A 16,893-nucleotide genomic window follows, 5' to 3' on the forward strand; every position below is an offset into this window, starting at 1 on the left:
TTTCCCGCTCCCCAGCGGGCCTTCCTTACCCCCATGAGCGCGCGTTCGCGCCGCGGAGTACTCCATGGACCAGATCGACGACATCCTCCATCAGGACCTCGACCCCACCGAAACCCGGGAATGGGTCGAATCGCTGAATGCGGTCATCACTCATGACGGCACCGAGCGAGCGCATTACCTGCTGGAGCGGATGGTCGACTCGACGCGTCGCGCGGGCGGCTACCTGCCGTTCGATCCGACCACCGAGTACGTCAATACGATTCCGCCGCACCTCGAGGCGCGCAGCCCCGGCGACGCCGCCATCGAATGGCGCATTCGTTCGCTGATCCGCTGGAACGCGCTCGCGATGGTCGTGCGCACCAACCGCAGGCCCGGTGAACTGGGCGGCCACATCTCCAGCTTCGCCTCGTCGGCCACGCTGTACGACGTCGGCTTCAACCACTTCTGGCGCGCACCCAGCGAAGACCACCCCGGCGACCTGATCTTCCATCAGGGCCACTCCAGCCCGGGCGTCTACGCGCGTTCGTTCCTCGAAGGCCGTTTCAACGAATCCGAAATGGACCTCTTCCGTATGGAAGTGGCCGGTAAGGGCAAGGGTCTCTCGTCGTATCCGCATCCGTGGCTGATGCCGAATTACTGGCAGGTGCCGACGGTATCGATGGGTCTCGGTCCGATCCAGGCCATCTACCAGGCGCAGTTCTGGAAGTATCTGGAACACCGTGGCCTGATCCCGAAGACCGACCGCAAGATCTGGTGCTTCCTCGGCGACGGCGAGACGGACGAACCGGAATCGCTCGGCGCCATTTCGCTCGCCGGCCGCGAAGGCCTCGACAACCTCATCTTCGTCGTCAACTGCAACCTGCAGCGCCTCGATGGCCCGGTGCGCGGCAACGGCAAGATCATCCAGGAACTCGAAGGCGTGTTCCGCGGCGCCGGCTGGAACGCACTCAAGGTGGTGTGGGGCAGCTACTGGGATCCCCTCCTGGCGCGCGACACCACCGGCAGGCTCCGTCAGTTGATGATGGAAACCGTCGATGGCGAATACCAGGCTTGCAAGGCCTTCGGTGGCGCGTATACCCGCGAACACTTCTTCAATAAGTATCCGGAAACGGCGGCGCTCGTCGCCAACATGTCCGACGACGACATCTGGCGCCTGAACCGTGGCGGCCACGATCCGCACAAGGTGTACGCCGCCTACCACGCGGCCGTGAACACCCAGGGCATGCCGACCGTGATCCTCGCCAAGACGGTGAAGGGTTATGGCATGGGTCGCGCGGGCGAGTCGCTGAACCCGGCGCACCAGCAGAAGAAGATGGACACCGATTCGATCCGCGCCTTCCGCGATCGCTTCAACATCCCGGTGCCCGACGACAAGCTGGAAGAAGTGCCGTTCTACCATCCGGGCAAGGACTCCGAGGAAGTGCAGTACCTGCTCGAGCGTCGTCGCGCGCTGGGCGGTTTCCTCCCGCAGCGTCGTCGCAAGGCCGACAAGCAGTTCGTCGCGCCGGCGCTTGAAGCGTTCGAGCAGATCACCAAGGGCTCGGGCGATCGCGAAATCAGCACCACGATGGCGCTGGTCCGCGGCATGAACCTGATGCTGCGCGACAAGGAACTCGGTCCCCGCGTCGTGCCCATCGTGGCCGACGAAGCCCGTACGTTCGGTATGGAAGGCATGTTCCGCCAGATCGGCATCTACGCGCCGTTCGGTCAGAAGTATCGTCCGCAGGATGCCGACCAGCTGCTGTATTACCGCGAAGACCAGAAGGGGCAGGTGCTCCAGCAGGGCATCAGCGAAGCCGGCGGCATGGGCGCGTGGATGGCCGCGGCTTCCAGCTATAGCGTCAGCAACGTCGCGATGCTGCCGTTCTTCATCTACTACTCGATGTTCGGTTTCCAGCGCATCGGCGATCTCTGCTGGGCGGCGGGCGACATGCGTGCGCGCGGCTTCCTGATCGGCGGTACCTCGGGTCGCACCACGCTGAATGGCGAAGGCCTGCAGCACGAAGACGGTCACTCGCACCTGTTCTCCGGCACGATCCCGAACGTGAAGTCGTACGACCCGACGTTCTCGTACGAAGTCGCGGTCATCCTGCAGGACGGCACGCGCCGCATGATGCAGGAACAGGAAGATGTCTATTACTACCTGACCGTGATGAACGAGAACTACGTCCACCCCGATCTGCCGAAGGGCAGCGAGGAGGGCATTATCAAGGGCATGTACCTGTTCAAGGACGCCGGCAAGGCGAAGAAGAACGAGCCGCGCGTGCAGTTGCTGGGTTCGGGCGCCATCCTTCGCGAAGTGATCGCCGCCGCCGAGCTGCTCGAAAAGGACTTCGGCGTCAGTGCCGATATCTGGTCCTGCCCGAGCTTCATCGAACTGCGTCGCGACGGCTTCGATGCCGAGCGCTGGAATCGTCTGCATCCGGAAGACGCACAGCGCGTGCCGTACGTCACGGGCCTGCTGCAGGATCGTCAGGGTCCCGCTATCGCCGCCACCGACTATGTACGCGAGTTCGCCGACCAGATCCGCGCGTTCATGCCGGACGGCATGCGTTACACGGTGCTGGGCACGGACGGCTACGGTCGCAGCGATACCCGCGAGAACCTGCGCGACTTCTTCGAGATCGATCGTTACTGGATCGCCCATGCCGCCCTCGCCGCGCTGGCGAAGGATGGCAAGGTCAATGCCAAGGACGTCAGCCGTGCGATCAAGCAATACAAGCTGGACGGCGACAAGCCCAACCCGGTCACGGTGTAACTAACCGTCGCGGTCGCGTCATGCACGATAAAGGCCGGCCTGTCCGGCCTTTATCGTGTCTGCACGGACGAACTGCTATTTTTTCATCGGGATCAACGAAGGCCCTTGCCATGCGAATGCTATTGCTAGCCCTTACCCTGACTCTTGCGGGCTGCGCCACGATGGAATCCGACCATGGATCGCGCACGCGTCTGATCTACGTCGCCGCCAGCAAGGCGCCCTGCAGCGCGGGTGTCATGAAGACCGAATGCATGCAGATTCGCGAAGAGCCGTCGAAGCCCTGGGAGCTCTCGTATACGCCGATCGAGAACTTCAACTATGAACCGGGCAACGAGTACCTGCTGAAGATCACCGAGACGCATGTGGCGAATCCGCCCGCGGATGCATCAGCGGTACGCTGGCGCGTGGAGAAGATCGTGGAGCAGCATCCTGTGCATTGAGCGTTCCTGCAACAGCGGGTATGGGAGTGGTCGAAAAAAAAAGCCGGGAATCATCCCGGCTTTTTTCATGGGTACTCCGGCGAACTCAATCGTCGTTGCTACGAAGCGCGTGACGAATCAACAGGAATGTACCGAGCGCGGCCGCAACGATGCCGATCGTCGTTGCCGGATGGCGGCGCACCTGCTTGCGCAGGCGACGGTATTGATAGGTGGCCTCGTCGGCGAAATCCTCGGCCAGATAGCGTGCGCGCTGTCCGTTGCCGTTGGTTTTCTTCGCGAGCTTATTGCTGATGCGGCGGGTGCGTTCGTACAGATTGCTCGCGGTGCCGGTCGCTTCGTCCGCATAGTGACGGACGCGTCCGGATACGCCGTCGACGGCGCTCTCCACCTGCCGGGCAAATTCACGGTTTCTGCTCATTGGATGGCTCCCTCGTCATGGCGTTTCGAACAACGACTTTGCAAGCTCGCCCGTGAGTGCCGTGTAAAAAGAAGGCCATCCAGTTGAACGCGTATTCAGCGTGGGCGCTTGGGCGCGAAGTCGTAGTCTCCGCCGCGTTCCAGCGCAGCCTGGTAGGCCGGGCGCGCATGGATGCGGTCGAGAAACGCGGTCAATCGCAGTCGCGAGGCGTCGAGGCCGCCACGGCTGGCGGCGGCTTCCAGCGGGAAGCTCATCTGGACGTCGGCCGCTGTGAATTCCTCGCCTGCGAACCAGGTGGACTTGCCCAGTTCGCCTTCAAGGTAATCCAGATGCAGCTTCAGTTGCGGATCGACGAACGCCTTCTGCGCCCCCTTGGCCAGCATGCGCGCGACAGGCTTGGCGAAAAACGGCACCCGCGCCGTCTCCATCCGCACGAAGACCAGCTTCATCAGCAGGGGCGGCATGGCCGAACCTTCGGCGTAGTGAAGGAAGTATGTATAGCGCAGGTGTTCGGGGGTGCCCTGTGCCGGTACGAAGCGGCCATTGCCATAGCGGCCAACGAGATATTCCACGATGGCGCCGGACTCGGCGAGCGTTGCGTCGCCGTCGGTCATCACGGGCGACTTGCCCAGCGGATGTATGGCGCGCAGTTCCTTCGGCGCAAGCATGGTCTTCGGATCGCGCTGGTAGCGCTTGGTCTCGTAGGGCAGACCCAGTTCTTCCAGAAGCCAGAGCACGCGCTGCGAGCGCGAATTGTTCAGATGATGAACGACGATCATGAGTCTGCACCCGCGTGGAATCTGCGGAGATTAACAGCAGTAACGCGTAGACATGGCGTCGACGTACGGCGAGTAGGGTCGGGAGTGGTCAGATCGCATAGCGAGGTGAGTACCATGGGACGCAGCGCGGAAAAGGTCTATACGGACCACGGCGCGATAGCGCGGCTGGAAGGATGGATCGCCGATCTTGCCGACAATGCGAAGGTCGCCATCGTGGAAAAGGACGGTACGAAAACGACAGGTATCGTGACGGTCTTGCCGACCATTCAGTCATTCCTCGATGGCGAGGGCAATGAAGGGATGAACGGCGTGGTGAAGCTGTTCGACCCCGATCGTCCCGACTGGGTGGCCACCATCTGGCTCGATCATATCGAAAGGATCGAACACCTCGACTCAGTAGCACGCGGCACGTCGCAGACCTGACGTGCCGCGGCCGAACCGATCGGTCGATCAGGACTGCAGGCTTTCCTTCAACTTCTTCGCCTGATCGGGAAACGCCTTGCCTTCGGCCGATACCGTCGCATCGACGAGTTTCTTCGCCTCGGCGTCGCGGTGCAGCGCGCGTAGCGCTTTCACCTTGGCGCTGGCGACGGAGATGCGATTCGCGCCATAGGCTTTCGATGCGGCGCGATCCAGCCAGGGAAGGGCTTCCTCTGGCTTACCTGCGTCGATAAGGCTGCGTCCGTAACGGTAGGCGTAGACATAATCGTTCGGGTAGGCCGCGATCAGATCTTTCTGCAATGCGTCCAGTTCGGTCGTGTTCTTCGCGCGGACGTAGTAAACGCGCAGGTTGTCCGCGAGGTTGCGGTCCCCACCCAGATTGCCGCCGATGCGCTCGCGCGTGAGTTTGATCGCGCGCTGGAGTACGGCCTGCTCGCCGGCCGTGTCGCCGATGGCCGCGTCGAGATCCGCCGTCGAAAGAACCGCACTGCGCTGGTCGGCGCATGCCGGCGATGCCGCGAAGACCTGCGTGTCGATATAGCTGTCAAGCGGAGCCTTTTGCGGCGACAGAAGTGTCTTGCGCTGGTCGGCGGGAAGTTTTTCCGTCGCGCCGATCAGGTCGTCCAGGACATACGGGCGATCGCAGCCGATGTTGCCGGCGAGGACTTTCGTGGCGGCATCGGCGATGGCCTTATCGTCTTTCGCCGCCTTGGCCTGCAACAGGATCAGGCGCTGCTTGGCCAATGCGACACGTTTGTCCTGATCGGATACGTTGCGCACCGTCGACGGAAGGGCGGCGAACCAGGCCATGCCCTCATCGCCCTGATATCGCGATTGATAGGTGTCCAGTACCGAGGCCGTGGCTGCGAGAGAGCCCTTGGCCGCATCCGCCTTCAGCTTATCCAGCCGCGCGTCGCCGGCGAGGATCGAAGCGATCTCGGGATAGAACTTGTCGCGCGGCCGTTCGGCCAGGATGCGGCCGAGTTCCTCGCCGTTCTCGCCGATAACGACATAGCTCGGAAGGAACTGGATTCTGAGCTTCTTCATCCATGCCTGGCCATCCGGCTTGTCGGCATCGGCCTCGACGAAGACGACCTTGTCGTTCAGCGCCTTCCATTCCGGGCCGGTCAGCACATGGCTGGCCATGTAATAGCAGGAGTAACACCACACCGCCTGGAAATCGATGAGCACGGGTTTGTGCTCCTTCTTGCCCTGCGCAAGCGCCGCGTCGATGGTGGCGGGCCCCTCATGGGCGGCGAAGGCGGGCGAAGCTAGGGCGAGCAGGCTGGCTGCGACGAGGCGATACATGGTGTCCCCCTTGGCGGTATAGACGGCCAGACTAGCATGGTGTAGCCGGCGGCGCGCAAGCGCGCTCCCACAGGGGGCGGGGCTAGACCGTGCCGCTGGCCCCTTCGGTGGGTTCCGGGTCCGACACCAGTCCCTGCCGGCGCCTGAGCGACGGGAACCACCACATCCACAGGCCGACAACGACCAGCGTGCCGATGCCGCCGATCAGCGTAGCGTTTACGGCACCGAGGGCGGCGGCCAGAATGCCGGACTCGAATTCGCCGAGCTGGTTCGACGTATTGATGAATATGGCGTTGACCGCGCTGACGCGGCCGCGCATATCGTCGGGCGTTTCCAACTGCACGAGTGCACCGCGGATGACCATGCTCACCATGTCGAACGCGCCCAGCGCGAACAGGGATGCCATCGACAGCCACAACGACGTGGACAACGCGAACACCAGCGTCGCCGCACCGAAGCCCGCGACCGAAGCGAACATGATCGGGCCCACGCGGCGCGTGAGACTGTTGTGTGCGAGCAAGATCGACATAAGCAGGGCGCCCACTGCGGGCGACGCACGCAGCAGACCCAGCCCCCAGGGCCCGGTGTGCAGGATGTCCTTCGCGAAAATGGGCAACAGGGCAGTGGCGCCACCCAGGAGTACGGCGAACAGATCGAGTGAAATCACGCCGAATACCGCCGGACGACGTCGAATGAAGTGCACGCCGGCGAACAGCGTCTTCAGCGTGGCCGGTTCGCGTCGTGGCGGAATGTGGTCGTAGTTCAGATGCGACATCAGGATCAGCGCGGCGAGGTACAGCAGCGCCGATACACCGCAGACCGCCGTGGGGCCGGCCACGTACAGCAAGCCGCCGAGTGCGGGCCCCATGATCATGGCCGCCTGGCCAGCCGATGCATTCGCGGCCATGGCGCGCGGTAGCAACGGCGTCGGAACCAGCGCCGGCAACATGGCCTGCATAGCGGGAAACTCGAACGCTTTCGCCACGCCGACGACGAAGATCAGGGAAAGGATGCCTGTTTCGCTCAGCCATCCCATCGCGCTGGCGATGGCTAGCAGGGCGATGGCGATCCATTCGACGATCTGGCAGCACACGACGATGCGGCGCCGATCGAACTGGTCCGCGACGTGACCGGCGGGGAGGGCGAGCAGTACGGAGGGAACGAACTGCGCGAGACCGATCAGGCCGAGGTCGAGCGCACGATGCGTGAGTTCGTAGATCTGCCAGCCGACCGCGACCGACATCATCTGGAAGCCGAAGCTTGACGCGTTCTTCGCGAACCAGAACCGCACGAACGCGTGATGGGCGAACAACGAGGCGTCGCCCCGAGGGGTGGAAGACATGGAATATCCTTGGATAAGCGCGCCATTGTAAGGCCGCGATGCTCACCGTATGGGGATGTGTTGCCATCGCGCCCCCGCCCGGTCCAAGCTACCTCGGTCGCCACCGTTCAAGGATGCCTTCATGTCGTATGTCCGCCGTTCTTTCTTCACGATCGCCGTCGGCGGCCTTGCGCTTGCGGCAGGGTGTTCGAAGCAACCCGATGCCCCCGTCGCGACGGATGCGCAGGCGCCGGCCGCCGACGAGTCGGCGAAGAAGCTTGCGACCTACCAGCAACTGCTGAAAATCCACAACGACCAGCTGGCCGTGCAGCTCGGTAAGGAAATCGTCGACAAATACCCTGGTAGCGCGGCGGCGACCGAAGTCGGCAAAACGCTGCCGGCGCTGGAATCGTCATGGAAGGAGGCGAGCGAGAAAGCCCGGCTCACGAATCTGTGGCAGTACCAGATAGCCCCGATGCAGGGCGGCACGCAGAGTACGGCGACGATCTATAACAGTCAGCCCTCGGGTGACGATCGCGTACGGCTGGTGCTGCGCCGGCATACCGACTGGGGTCAGACCGTGTTCCTTTATGGCAGCGGCAAGGGCTTTCAGTGCGCGGGCGACTGCTCGCTGCCGGCCACGTTCGACGGCAAGGCAAAAGGCCTGAAAGGTTTCTCGCCGCCGACTGGCGAGCCGGCGCTTATCCTGCGCAACGACGCGGCTTTCCTGGTCGCATTGCAGAAAACGAAGCGTCTGACGATCGACGTTACGACGAAGACCCGTGGCAAGCAGACGCTGGTTTTCGAAGTGGGTGGTTACGATGCATCGAAATGGGCGCCGTTGCCGAAGAAAAAATGATCCCCGCACAACTTCGCGTCAATGCAGGAATAGCTTCTCCGTGATGCGGGTCAGCGGCCATTCGAGCGTCATGTTGATCTTCGGCGGCAGGTCCAGTGGCTTCAACAGCATCTTCACGGTCATCGCCGCGGGAAGATGACGCTTCAGCATGCCTGCCGCGCGACTGGTGACACGACGGAACTCGGCATCGTCCGCGGCCTTGTCCGGATAGCGGATGTTGAAGACATGGCGAAATGCGATGTCGCTGTCTTCGTTCTTGATCTCCCGCAAGCGCTTCAGGAGCGTGCGGAATATCTGGAAGCGACTGAGCTTCTCGCGTTCGCGATAAATGCGGAAGTACTGATAGAAGTGCTTGTAATGCCGCACTTCGTCGCTCTTGATGTAGTTGGTGAGCTGACGCAACACGGGCTCGTCGGTCACATCGTTCAGCGCGCGATACAAACTGGCCGTACCGGTTTCCACCACGCAACGCGCGGCGAGTTCGAGGCCGCGGCTTTCCTCGAGCTCATCGGCCGTGCATACGGCGCCATACTCCTGGAAGAAATTGCGGAAGCCGGTATCCCAGTCGAATTCGGGCCACACGTGACGCACGTAAGCGGCCAGTGCGCGTCCGTGCTGAAGTTCTTCGTGTTCCCAATAGTCGCGCAACCAGCTCTGGAGTTCGTCGTCGCCAGCGAAATGGTCGACGAGATTGTGCGTGTACAGGTCCGATCCGCTTTCAACGAACGACGAGCCGCAAAGCAGCAGGAACAGGTCCTCATTCTGCCGGACGCGTTCGATCTCTATTTTGCTGAGGTCGAGACTCTCTAGCGTCCATGGCAACGATGCTGTGTAGCTCACGCTTTGCTTTCCTCGTCTTGCTCGGTGTCGGCCCAGGGGGCGGGTGACCGAATTGTGACAAACGGGGCCTTCCGTGGCTACGTGCCGCTATGGGGCAGCCCCGGTAAACCAGGGGTTTCGGTCATCGCAGGATCTTGACGCGCAGCGACGCGGCCGTAGCCGCGCTCACCCGGGCTAAGGCGGTGCCTTACCTGACCACCGTTACGGGTACGTGTGCCTTTGCCAGCACGTCGGTCGACACCGAACCGACCAGCCAGCGGGCGAGGGCGCCGCGATCGGTGTGTCCGATCACGATGTGATCGATGCCGTTCTGGAGGACCTGGGTCAGCAGCGCATCGCCCGGACTGCCATACACCACTTCGAGGTCGACCAGCGACTCCGCGTCCGGTTCCAGGGATTTCAGCTCGCCCAGCAGTTCCCGGACGCGCTTCGCGCTGGTGTCGCTCATCATCAGGGTCGTGACGTCCGGACCGCCTTCGGCGATCTGGATCACGGAGACCACGCGGACCCGGGCACCCGAACATCGGGCAAGCTCCAGGGCGAAAAGGAAGGCGCGGCGTGCGGTTTCCGAACCGTCGTAGCCGACCAGAATGTTCTTGGGCATGGGTTTTGCTCCTTCTTTGCTGTCGACCCGATAGTAGGCGCAACCCACCCGTTATCGCGACGGGTGGGCGGGGATGGACATCACGGGCGGTACACGAAACCTTGCCAATGCTGAACGGGTTTTCGGCGGATTGGTTTTCTTCACATTGGTGAGTGGAGAATCCGATTCCGCAACTTCCTGCCACTTTCAACGGAGATAGCAAATGATCAAGCGCATGACGGGTTTGGCTGTACTGGCACTGGCAGCGGCAGGAATGTTCTCGGCCCAGCCGGCACGGGCGGACGACGCGAATCTCAAGTGCCACATGACGTTCAACCTCAAGGGTTGGTCGGCGATCTACAAGCACGCCGAAGGGGCGGGTACCGTCCGTTGCGAAAATGGCCAGAAGGCAAACGTCAAGATTGAAATCAACGGTGCCGGCCTGAGCGCGGGTAAGTGGCGTATCAATGACGGCAAGGGCGATATCACCCACGTCAAGACGATCGACGACGTGTTTGGCGACTACGCGATGGCTAATGCCGACGCAGGCGTAGTGAAGAGCGCGGGCGCCAGCATTCTGACGAAGGGTACGGTTTCGCTCGCACTGGCAGGCACCGGCGAAGGTATCAACCTCGGTATCGACGTGTCGGGCTTCAAGATCACGCGGGTGAAGTAAGGCCGCTTGCGGTTTCGCTGGGTAAGGAAAAGGGCGCTCCGGCGCCCTTTTCTTTTTCTTCACCGGCGGCGCGACACGCGCGTAAACTGCCTTCTTTCCCCAGACCGAGGTTCTCCCATGCGTCGCCTCACCGTTTTCCTCATGCTTTTCCTCGTCAGCGTTGCCGCATGGGCCTCCGCGCCCGTCGTTGGCGATCAGGCCCCCGATTTCAGGCTTCAGGATCAGAAGGGCGACTGGCATACGCTGGAAACCCATAAGGGCCAGTGGCTGGTCGTGTATTTCTATCCGAAAGATTTCACGCCCGGCTGCACCACGGAGGTCTGCACCTTCCGCGACGACATTCTCAAGCTGCGCAAGGCGGGCGCCACGGTGCTCGGTGTGAGCCTGGACGATGTCAAGTCGCACGCCGAATTCGCCGAGAAGTATCACGTGCCGTTCCCTCTGCTGTCCGATGCCGACGGTGCGGTGGCGCAGAAGTACGACGTGCTCAATAACAAGATGGGTATGAAGTACGCACGTCGCGAAACCTTCCTGATCGACCCGGCCGGCAAGATCGTCAAGGTCTACAAGGACGTCGATCCGGAAAAGAACTCCAAGCAGGTGCTGACTGATCTCGCCGCGCTGAAGGCGGCGAACGCCTGATGGTTTTCGCCGCACGTAAAGGGGTGAAGCGCGCCCGTCCGTTCGCGGCGTGGCGCATCGTCACCTGGCTGGTGATGCTGCTGGCGGCCGTGGGTTTCGTCATCAATGTCAGCGGCCTGATGCAGATCGTCGAAGGGATGAAGACGGTAACGCCCGAGGCCGCAGCCGCCATGCCGGACGCCAGGGCGGCCATGGCGTGGGCGACGAGCTACATCGTGATCGCCTTCGTGGTGATCGTGATGGCGCTCGCCGCCCTGCGCTGGCGTAACTGGGGGCGTCACGGCATGCGTGTCGTGGCGCTGGTCCTGCTGGTCTGGGCTGCGATCACCGCATGGATTTCGTTCGGACAGTGGCAGCAGCTTGGCGTTGTGCTCGCCCAGCCGGGATTTCCGCAAGAAGCCGTCGCGGTGGTCCTCAAGGTGCGCGGCACCATTCTGGCCAGCACCGTGCTGAAGGCCGTCTCGGTTCCCGTGATGGCATGGCTGGCGTGGCAGTTGGGGCGTCCGGCGGTCCGTGCGCAGTTCGCGGAGCCGATAGCCTGACGATTCAGCGGGCGTTGGCGGTTGCACCGGTATCGAAGTGATTTACCCGGGACCATCCGATGACCGTACGCGTGGTACTTGCCTTGACCCTGGCGCTGGCGATCTTCGACGCCAGCGCCCAGGATCTGTCCAACATCTGCCACGCGGCCAGCAGCTACGACGTCACGGTTAACGACAGCAATGTCGTATTCGACCGCCCGCAGCCGGCGCCGCGACAAGTCGTCATGCACGATGGCACGCTGTCGACCGACGGCCGGACGGTTGCGCTGCGGCCCGACGAGGAAGATCGCGTGGCGTTGTTCGAGCGCAATCTGCGTGCGCTGGTGCCAAAGGTGAAAGCGATAGCGTCCGATGGCATCGACCTCGCCGCCCGGGCGGTTCGCGACGAAGCCGCTACGGCGGCACCCGACGCGGTGCGCAGCGGGGAGCTGGATCGCGTGCTGGCGCAGCGGGTGACCGAGATCAAACGACGCATCGCCGCCAGCCGAAGCACCCGCGACTGGCAGGAGGAGGCCATGCGCGAATATGCGAACGAGATCGTCTCCGATGTCGCGCCCATCCTGACGAATGATGTGGGGACTCAGGCCATGAATCTGGCCATGAATGGCGATCTGGAAGGTGCCGCGGCATTGCGCGACCGCGTAAGTGCGCTTACCTCGGGCGGGCAGGACCGCATCGTGGGCCAGCTGGAAGCCCGGCTGCGCCCCCGCGTCCAGGCGCTGTGTCCTTCGATTCGCCAGTTGGCCGAGCTGCAGACCGGGCTGCATAACGCCTCGGGCCAGCCCCTCAACCTCGTCGACATCGAGGGCCGATGACCGCCGGCTGACCGAAGCCCGCCGCGTTTAGCGGAGGCTAAGTCCGAAAGGTCTAACGTAAGCCCCCATGGAACGGTCTTCGGTTCGTGCATTCAATTCTTTGATTCGCCGCGTCATTGCGGACCGTGATCTGTACCGGCAGGCCGCGCGGGGCGTACGTGAGCCGGGCCTGCGCGTCATCCTGGACGAATCGGCCGATGCCCTTTCCACGATTGCCGCGGACCTTCAGGGCGAAGTGGATTCTGCGGGTGGCCGTGCGGCAAGGGCGGCTGGCGTCGGGGTGAACGGCATGCGCGGGACCATGATGGAAGCCTCCGTCCGTCTGTCGAGCGACCCGGATATGTCCTACGTGCGTTCGCTGGAACATATGGAACGCCGTCTGCTGCACGCGTTCGTGAAACTGGAGGGCTCGTCGGCCGATCGGGCGCTGGTGACGCGTCATATCGCGCGGCTGCGCCTGCTGCACCTGGATATGACGAGTATGGGCCGCGCGGCGGGCCCCTGAGATTCAGGCCGCCGGGCGATAGCCACGCAGCGTGCGGTCGAGATAGCAGTCCCCGACGACCCTGACCTGTCCGTTCGTGGACAGACTTTCCCAGTCGGCGAAGAAGTTGGCGAATGCAACGGCTTCGTGCGGGCAGCGGCGCATCCCGATCTGCGATTCGCCCCGAAAAATGCCCCAGACGCCTCCTATATCGGTGACGTGATAGTCGATGTCATTTGATGGCACGGCGATTCCCGACTGGATCGCACGCCGGGTTGGCGCGCGCGATCAAAGAGGATCGGGGAGCGCCTTTCGCAAAAAAATCAGATTAGTCTGAAAAATCGAACGGATTTATCGGCAGCCGCCATCTGGCGTTGCCCTACAAATCCTGGGCGGACCTCGCTAATCCGGCCAGATAGAGTTCGAGCCGCGGACCGAACGCCTCCAGACGGGACCACTCGGCCGTGCCGCCGCCAGCGTGGAACGCGTGTTCCAGGGCCTCGCCCTCCGCCGCGGTCGACGAGGGTCCGAAAACCCGCATGCCGCCCGTCACACGATGCAGCCATTCGATCGCTTTAGCGCCGTCGCAGCGCGATACGAGACCGGGCAGGGCTTCGATATCGACCTTCGTGGCTGTCACGAATTGCGTTACCAGAGCACGAAGTACGTCCGGGTCGCCAAAGGTTTCCAGCAATTCATCCAGGTCCCAGTCCGCATGGGATCCAGCTACCGGAACCGCGGACGCAATCAGCTTCGCCTGAAGCTCCGCGCTGCGCAGGGGCTTTGCGACGTAAGCGTCCATGCCTGCCGCGCGACAGCGTGCTTCCGCGTCAGGTAATGCGTTCGCCGTCATGGCGACAATATGCAGATGGTTACCCGTTCCAGCCTCGCGCTCGCGTATGGCGCGGGCCAGGCCGTAGCCGTCCAGTTCGGGCATGTGGCAATCGGTGACCAGGACATCGTAGACGCCGGTGCTCCATGCTTCCAGCGCTTCCACCCCATTGGCCACGACGTGGCTCGTATGGCCGAGTTTCTGCAATTGCGCGGCGACCAGGGCCTGATTGATCGGATTATCTTCCGCGACCAGCACATGCAGGTGACCGCCGTCCGCCATGCGCGGAGTCACCGGGGTGGTTACATGGCTCGCGGCCACTACGGTCCCGATGGGACAGATGTCGACGGTCAATTCGACAACGACCTGTGTACCGCGCCCCGGCTCGCTGGTCATCGCGATCGTGCCGCCCAACAGGTCGGTCAGTCGACGGCAGATAGCCAGGCCGAGCCCGCTGCCACCGTACCGGCGCGTCGTGGAAGACTCCGCCTGGCTGAACGGTTCGAATAGCCGCGCGGCTTGTTCGGGCGTAACACCGATACCCGTATCGGCAACGCAGAACAGCAATCGTTGTTTTTCGGCGGGCTCGGCCGTGTCGGACTCGGCAGTTGCCGCGAGCGACACCGTCACGCTGCCGCTGGCGGTGAACTTGAGCGCGTTGCTGACCAGGTTCAGCAGGATCTGTCGCACGCGTACGCTGTCGGTCAGCACCAGTCCTGCCACGTTTTTCTCGACCTCGACGACGAAAGTGAGTCCTTTCTCATCCGCCTGACGGGTGAGCAGGTCGCGCACGCTGCGCACAAGGGCCCGCAGGTCGACGGGGGTGCGTTCGATGGATAACCGGCCTGCTTCGATGCGCGACACGTCCAGCACATCGTCGAGGATTTGCAGCAGGGCGGCCGCCGATGTCTCCACGGTGCCGAGCATTCGGCGTTGACGCGCGTCCAGCGGGGTGTCTCCCAGCAGCTCCAGCATGCCGATGACGCCGTTCATCGGCGTGCGGATTTCGTGACTCATCGTGGCCAGGAATTCGCTCTTCGCACGGGTAGCGCTTTCCGCAAGATCGCGCGCGGCGGCGAGTTGCTCCGCCTGCTGGCGCTCATGCGAAACGTCCACCCAGTAGCCGGTGAAATCGACGGCCCCCTCCACTTCGCTGGGAATCGCATGCGAGGCCACCCAGCGCACGGGATCGGTATCCCGGATGCGCATGACGGCCTTGATGGGCGTAAGCGTGGTGGCTGCGCGCGCCACTTCCGCCATGAGTACCGGTTGGTCGTCCGGCTCGATGCGCGCGAAGGCAAGCCGCTCGTCCGCGATGAACGATGCCGCCGGAATGCCGAAGATTGGCTCGGGATTGCCGCCCACGTAGAGGAAGTCCAGCCGGCCGTCCTCGTAGTACCGGCAGCGATAGACCACGGCCGGGATATGGTGGGTGACGTCGGCCAGCTGCGCCTCGCTGTCCATGCGCTTGCGGGTTTCCCGCCGCAACCGCAGATAGGCATAGGAAATCGTTGCGAGCAGGGCCAGGGCCAACAGCAATGCCGGCAGCGTTTTGCGCGCGATAGCGCCCCAGGAACCGCCATAGGTGTATTCGGATGACAACCATGTGTTGCGAATTTCGCGCGTCCGGCGATCCGACATGTGCCCTAGCACGCGATTGATCAGGGGTAGCAGCGGCGCGTATTCGCGGCTGACACCGACAGCGTAAATCGCAAGTTGGCCTGTTGGTGCGGCAAACTTCAGTCGGCCGGGATAGTCGCGCCGCATGATGAATTCGCTGGTCGCGATATCGCCGATGAAAGCATCGGCGCGGCCTTCGGCAACCGCTGCGAGACCTTCGGCCGTGCTGTCGACCGGTTCGATGGTGGAATGCTGAAGCTGGTTTGCCACCGCGGCGACGGGTGGCTTAGTGATGTTCGCGGCGACCTTCAGGTTGGCGAGTTCCGTAAGACCCGACATCGTGGGCCGGTCCTCGCGCGTGACGATCATGATCGGGAATTCGAGATACGGCGTGCTGAAGTCGAACGGCCGCTCCAGCGCGTCGCCAAATGGCGACACGGCTGGCAGGATATCGATGTCTCCATGCGCTACCCGCGCCCTCGTGGCGGCCCAGCCCGGCGTGGCGATAAAGGATGTTCGCAAGCCCAGCGTGTGCGAGATTTCTGCGAGAAAGTCGGCGCCGATGCCTTCCGCGTGTCCGTCGCGATCGACCATGCTTATCGGCGCAGCCGTAGGATCGATGCCGATTCGCAGCACGGGCAAACGCGCGAGCCACGCGCGTTCCGCGTCGGAAAACGGCACGCCCGACTGTGTGGCGAAACGGCCCGGATCGCCACCTACCCACGGTGCGCGAAGTCGCGCGTGCTCCTCGGCGGTCAGCGAGCCCAGCACACGATCGAGTGCGCCGAGCAATGGCGCGCGGTCGCGGTCGCGCGGCACGGCAAAGCCAAATGTCGATATGGGCAAGGCAGCGACCGGGCCGATGCGAAGACGATCGCCGAGTTGCGCCTTGTCGATGGCGATACGAGCGGAATTGGGGTCGTCGATCGTGGCATCGGCGGTTCCGTCGGCCACCATACGCAACGCCCCCTCAGCCGATGCCGCTTCGATTACCTTCGCATCCGGCATGTAGCGGTCGATGGTTTCGGCTTCGACGAAGCTCTTCTGGGTGGCGACTGTCCTGCCATTGAGATCGCTGAAATTGGTAAGGTTTGCATCGTCCCGGCGCGTTACCAGTACAGGCATCTGCTCGAAATAGGGCTGGCCGAACAGCAGGAAACGCGAGCGCTCCGGTGTCGGCGTCACGTTCATCAGAAGATCCACTTCGCCCGCGCGCGCCGCCGCGAGTGCGTCGTCCCACGTGGGATAAACCTTGAAGCGCGGTTCGACGCCGAGGCGTCGCGCGAGCTCTCTGAGATAATTCGGAGCGAGACCCTCGATGCGACCATCGCGTTCCATCTCGAATGGCGCGAATCCTTCACTGTAAGTGGCCACCTCGATGATTGGATGGCGCACGAGCCAGGTCTTCTCGGCAGGTGTCGGATCGCCGGCGCCCGCACGCACGCCGCTCGTGGCAGCGAGAAGGAAAATGAGAACGAAGTATTTGAACGACGACATAGAGGCCCTTCGACCACGAGCGAAGGTTGCTGTAATCT

General features: G+C 63.0%; 17 protein-coding genes. 9 read left to right on the plus strand and 8 right to left on the minus strand.

The genetic code is table 11. The features are described from left to right. Positions 1-64: 64 nt before the first annotated feature. Together aceE and EC912_RS16460 are read left to right on the plus strand one after the other, a co-directional pair. Positions 65-2,758 (plus strand): pyruvate dehydrogenase (acetyl-transferring), homodimeric type, encoded by a 2,694-nt coding sequence (aceE, locus tag EC912_RS16455; protein ID WP_132146130.1) that lies wholly within the window; start codon positions 65-67, stop codon positions 2,756-2,758. Between the two features lie 110 nt (positions 2,759-2,868). Then, a complete protein-coding gene (locus tag EC912_RS16460) occupies positions 2,869-3,198 on the plus strand; it encodes a DUF4377 domain-containing protein (protein ID WP_165973647.1) in 330 nt (109 codons plus the stop codon). A gap of 85 nt (positions 3,199-3,283) precedes the next feature. Here EC912_RS16460 and EC912_RS16465 read toward each other — a convergent pair whose 3' ends face one another. Beyond that, on the minus strand, positions 3,284-3,616 hold the full coding sequence (locus EC912_RS16465) for a hypothetical protein (protein WP_132146136.1): 333 nt from the start codon (positions 3,614-3,616) through the stop codon (positions 3,284-3,286). A 95-nt stretch (positions 3,617-3,711) separates the two neighbouring features. Continuing rightward, on the minus strand, positions 3,712-4,395 hold the full coding sequence (locus EC912_RS16470) for a glutathione S-transferase (protein ID WP_132146139.1): 684 nt from the start codon (positions 4,393-4,395) through the stop codon (positions 3,712-3,714). 114 nt (positions 4,396-4,509) lie between these two features. On the opposite strand from EC912_RS16470, the gene EC912_RS16475 reads away from it, so the two are divergent. Continuing rightward, entirely contained in the window at positions 4,510-4,818 is a 309-nt protein-coding gene (locus tag EC912_RS16475; protein ID WP_165973648.1) for a DUF3247 family protein, read from the plus strand. Between the two features lie 27 nt (positions 4,819-4,845). Here the strand turns inward: EC912_RS16475 and EC912_RS16480 are convergent, their stop codons facing one another. Beyond that, the gene (locus EC912_RS16480) at positions 4,846-6,144 is read right to left on the minus strand and encodes a thioredoxin family protein (protein ID WP_132146145.1); all 1,299 of its coding nucleotides are present in this window, start codon (positions 6,142-6,144) and stop codon (positions 4,846-4,848) included. Between the two features lie 82 nt (positions 6,145-6,226). Then, the gene (locus EC912_RS16485) at positions 6,227-7,486 is read right to left on the minus strand and encodes an MFS transporter (protein ID WP_132146148.1); all 1,260 of its coding nucleotides are present in this window, start codon (positions 7,484-7,486) and stop codon (positions 6,227-6,229) included. Positions 7,487-7,607: 121 nt separating this feature from the next. On the opposite strand from EC912_RS16485, the gene EC912_RS16490 reads away from it, so the two are divergent. Beyond that, positions 7,608-8,324, plus strand: coding sequence for a hypothetical protein (locus EC912_RS16490; protein ID WP_132146151.1), 717 nt, complete (start codon positions 7,608-7,610; stop codon positions 8,322-8,324). A gap of 18 nt (positions 8,325-8,342) precedes the next feature. On the opposite strand, the gene EC912_RS16495 is transcribed toward EC912_RS16490, so the two are convergent. After that, entirely contained in the window at positions 8,343-9,164 is an 822-nt protein-coding gene (locus EC912_RS16495; protein WP_132146154.1) for a ferritin-like domain-containing protein, read from the minus strand. Between the two features lie 187 nt (positions 9,165-9,351). Then, positions 9,352-9,768 carry a universal stress protein gene (locus EC912_RS16500; RefSeq protein WP_132146157.1) on the minus strand — a complete coding sequence of 139 codons (417 nt, stop codon included), beginning with the start codon at positions 9,766-9,768 and terminating at the stop codon, positions 9,352-9,354. Between the two features lie 202 nt (positions 9,769-9,970). Here EC912_RS16500 and EC912_RS16505 point away from each other — a divergent pair, with 202 nt between their 5' ends. The 5 genes from EC912_RS16505 to EC912_RS16525 all read left to right on the plus strand — a co-directional run bounded on the left by EC912_RS16505 (position 9,971) and on the right by EC912_RS16525 (position 12,927). Next, positions 9,971-10,423: a hypothetical protein gene (locus tag EC912_RS16505; RefSeq protein ID WP_132146160.1), complete on the plus strand. Its 453-nt coding sequence runs from the start codon at positions 9,971-9,973 to the stop codon at positions 10,421-10,423. A gap of 117 nt (positions 10,424-10,540) precedes the next feature. Beyond that, the gene (locus tag EC912_RS16510; RefSeq protein ID WP_132146163.1) at positions 10,541-11,065 is read left to right on the plus strand and encodes a peroxiredoxin; all 525 of its coding nucleotides are present in this window, start codon (positions 10,541-10,543) and stop codon (positions 11,063-11,065) included. Then, positions 11,065-11,607, plus strand: a complete 543-nt coding sequence (locus EC912_RS16515; RefSeq protein ID WP_132146166.1) for a hypothetical protein — start codon at positions 11,065-11,067, stop codon at positions 11,605-11,607. The genes EC912_RS16510 and EC912_RS16515 overlap by 1 nt, the downstream gene beginning before the upstream one ends. 59 nt (positions 11,608-11,666) lie before the next feature. Next, positions 11,667-12,422 carry a DUF2884 family protein gene (locus EC912_RS16520; RefSeq protein ID WP_132146169.1) on the plus strand — a complete coding sequence of 252 codons (756 nt, stop codon included), beginning with the start codon at positions 11,667-11,669 and terminating at the stop codon, positions 12,420-12,422. Positions 12,423-12,489: 67 nt separating this feature from the next. Further along, the gene (locus EC912_RS16525; RefSeq protein ID WP_132146172.1) at positions 12,490-12,927 is read left to right on the plus strand and encodes a PA2169 family four-helix-bundle protein; all 438 of its coding nucleotides are present in this window, start codon (positions 12,490-12,492) and stop codon (positions 12,925-12,927) included. Positions 12,928-12,930: 3 nt separating this feature from the next. On the opposite strand, the gene EC912_RS16530 is transcribed toward EC912_RS16525, so the two are convergent. Both EC912_RS16530 and EC912_RS16535 read right to left on the minus strand, forming a co-directional pair. Next, positions 12,931-13,152: a hypothetical protein gene (locus EC912_RS16530; RefSeq protein ID WP_132146175.1), complete on the minus strand. Its 222-nt coding sequence runs from the start codon at positions 13,150-13,152 to the stop codon at positions 12,931-12,933. A gap of 133 nt (positions 13,153-13,285) precedes the next feature. Next, a complete protein-coding gene (locus EC912_RS16535; protein WP_165973649.1) occupies positions 13,286-16,855 on the minus strand; it encodes a transporter substrate-binding domain-containing protein in 3,570 nt (1,189 codons plus the stop codon). Positions 16,856-16,893: the final 38 nt, after the last annotated feature.

The sequence above is a fragment of the Luteibacter rhizovicinus genome, from assembly GCF_004342265.1.
Classification (GTDB): Bacteria; Pseudomonadota; Gammaproteobacteria; order Xanthomonadales; family Rhodanobacteraceae; genus Luteibacter; species Luteibacter rhizovicinus_B.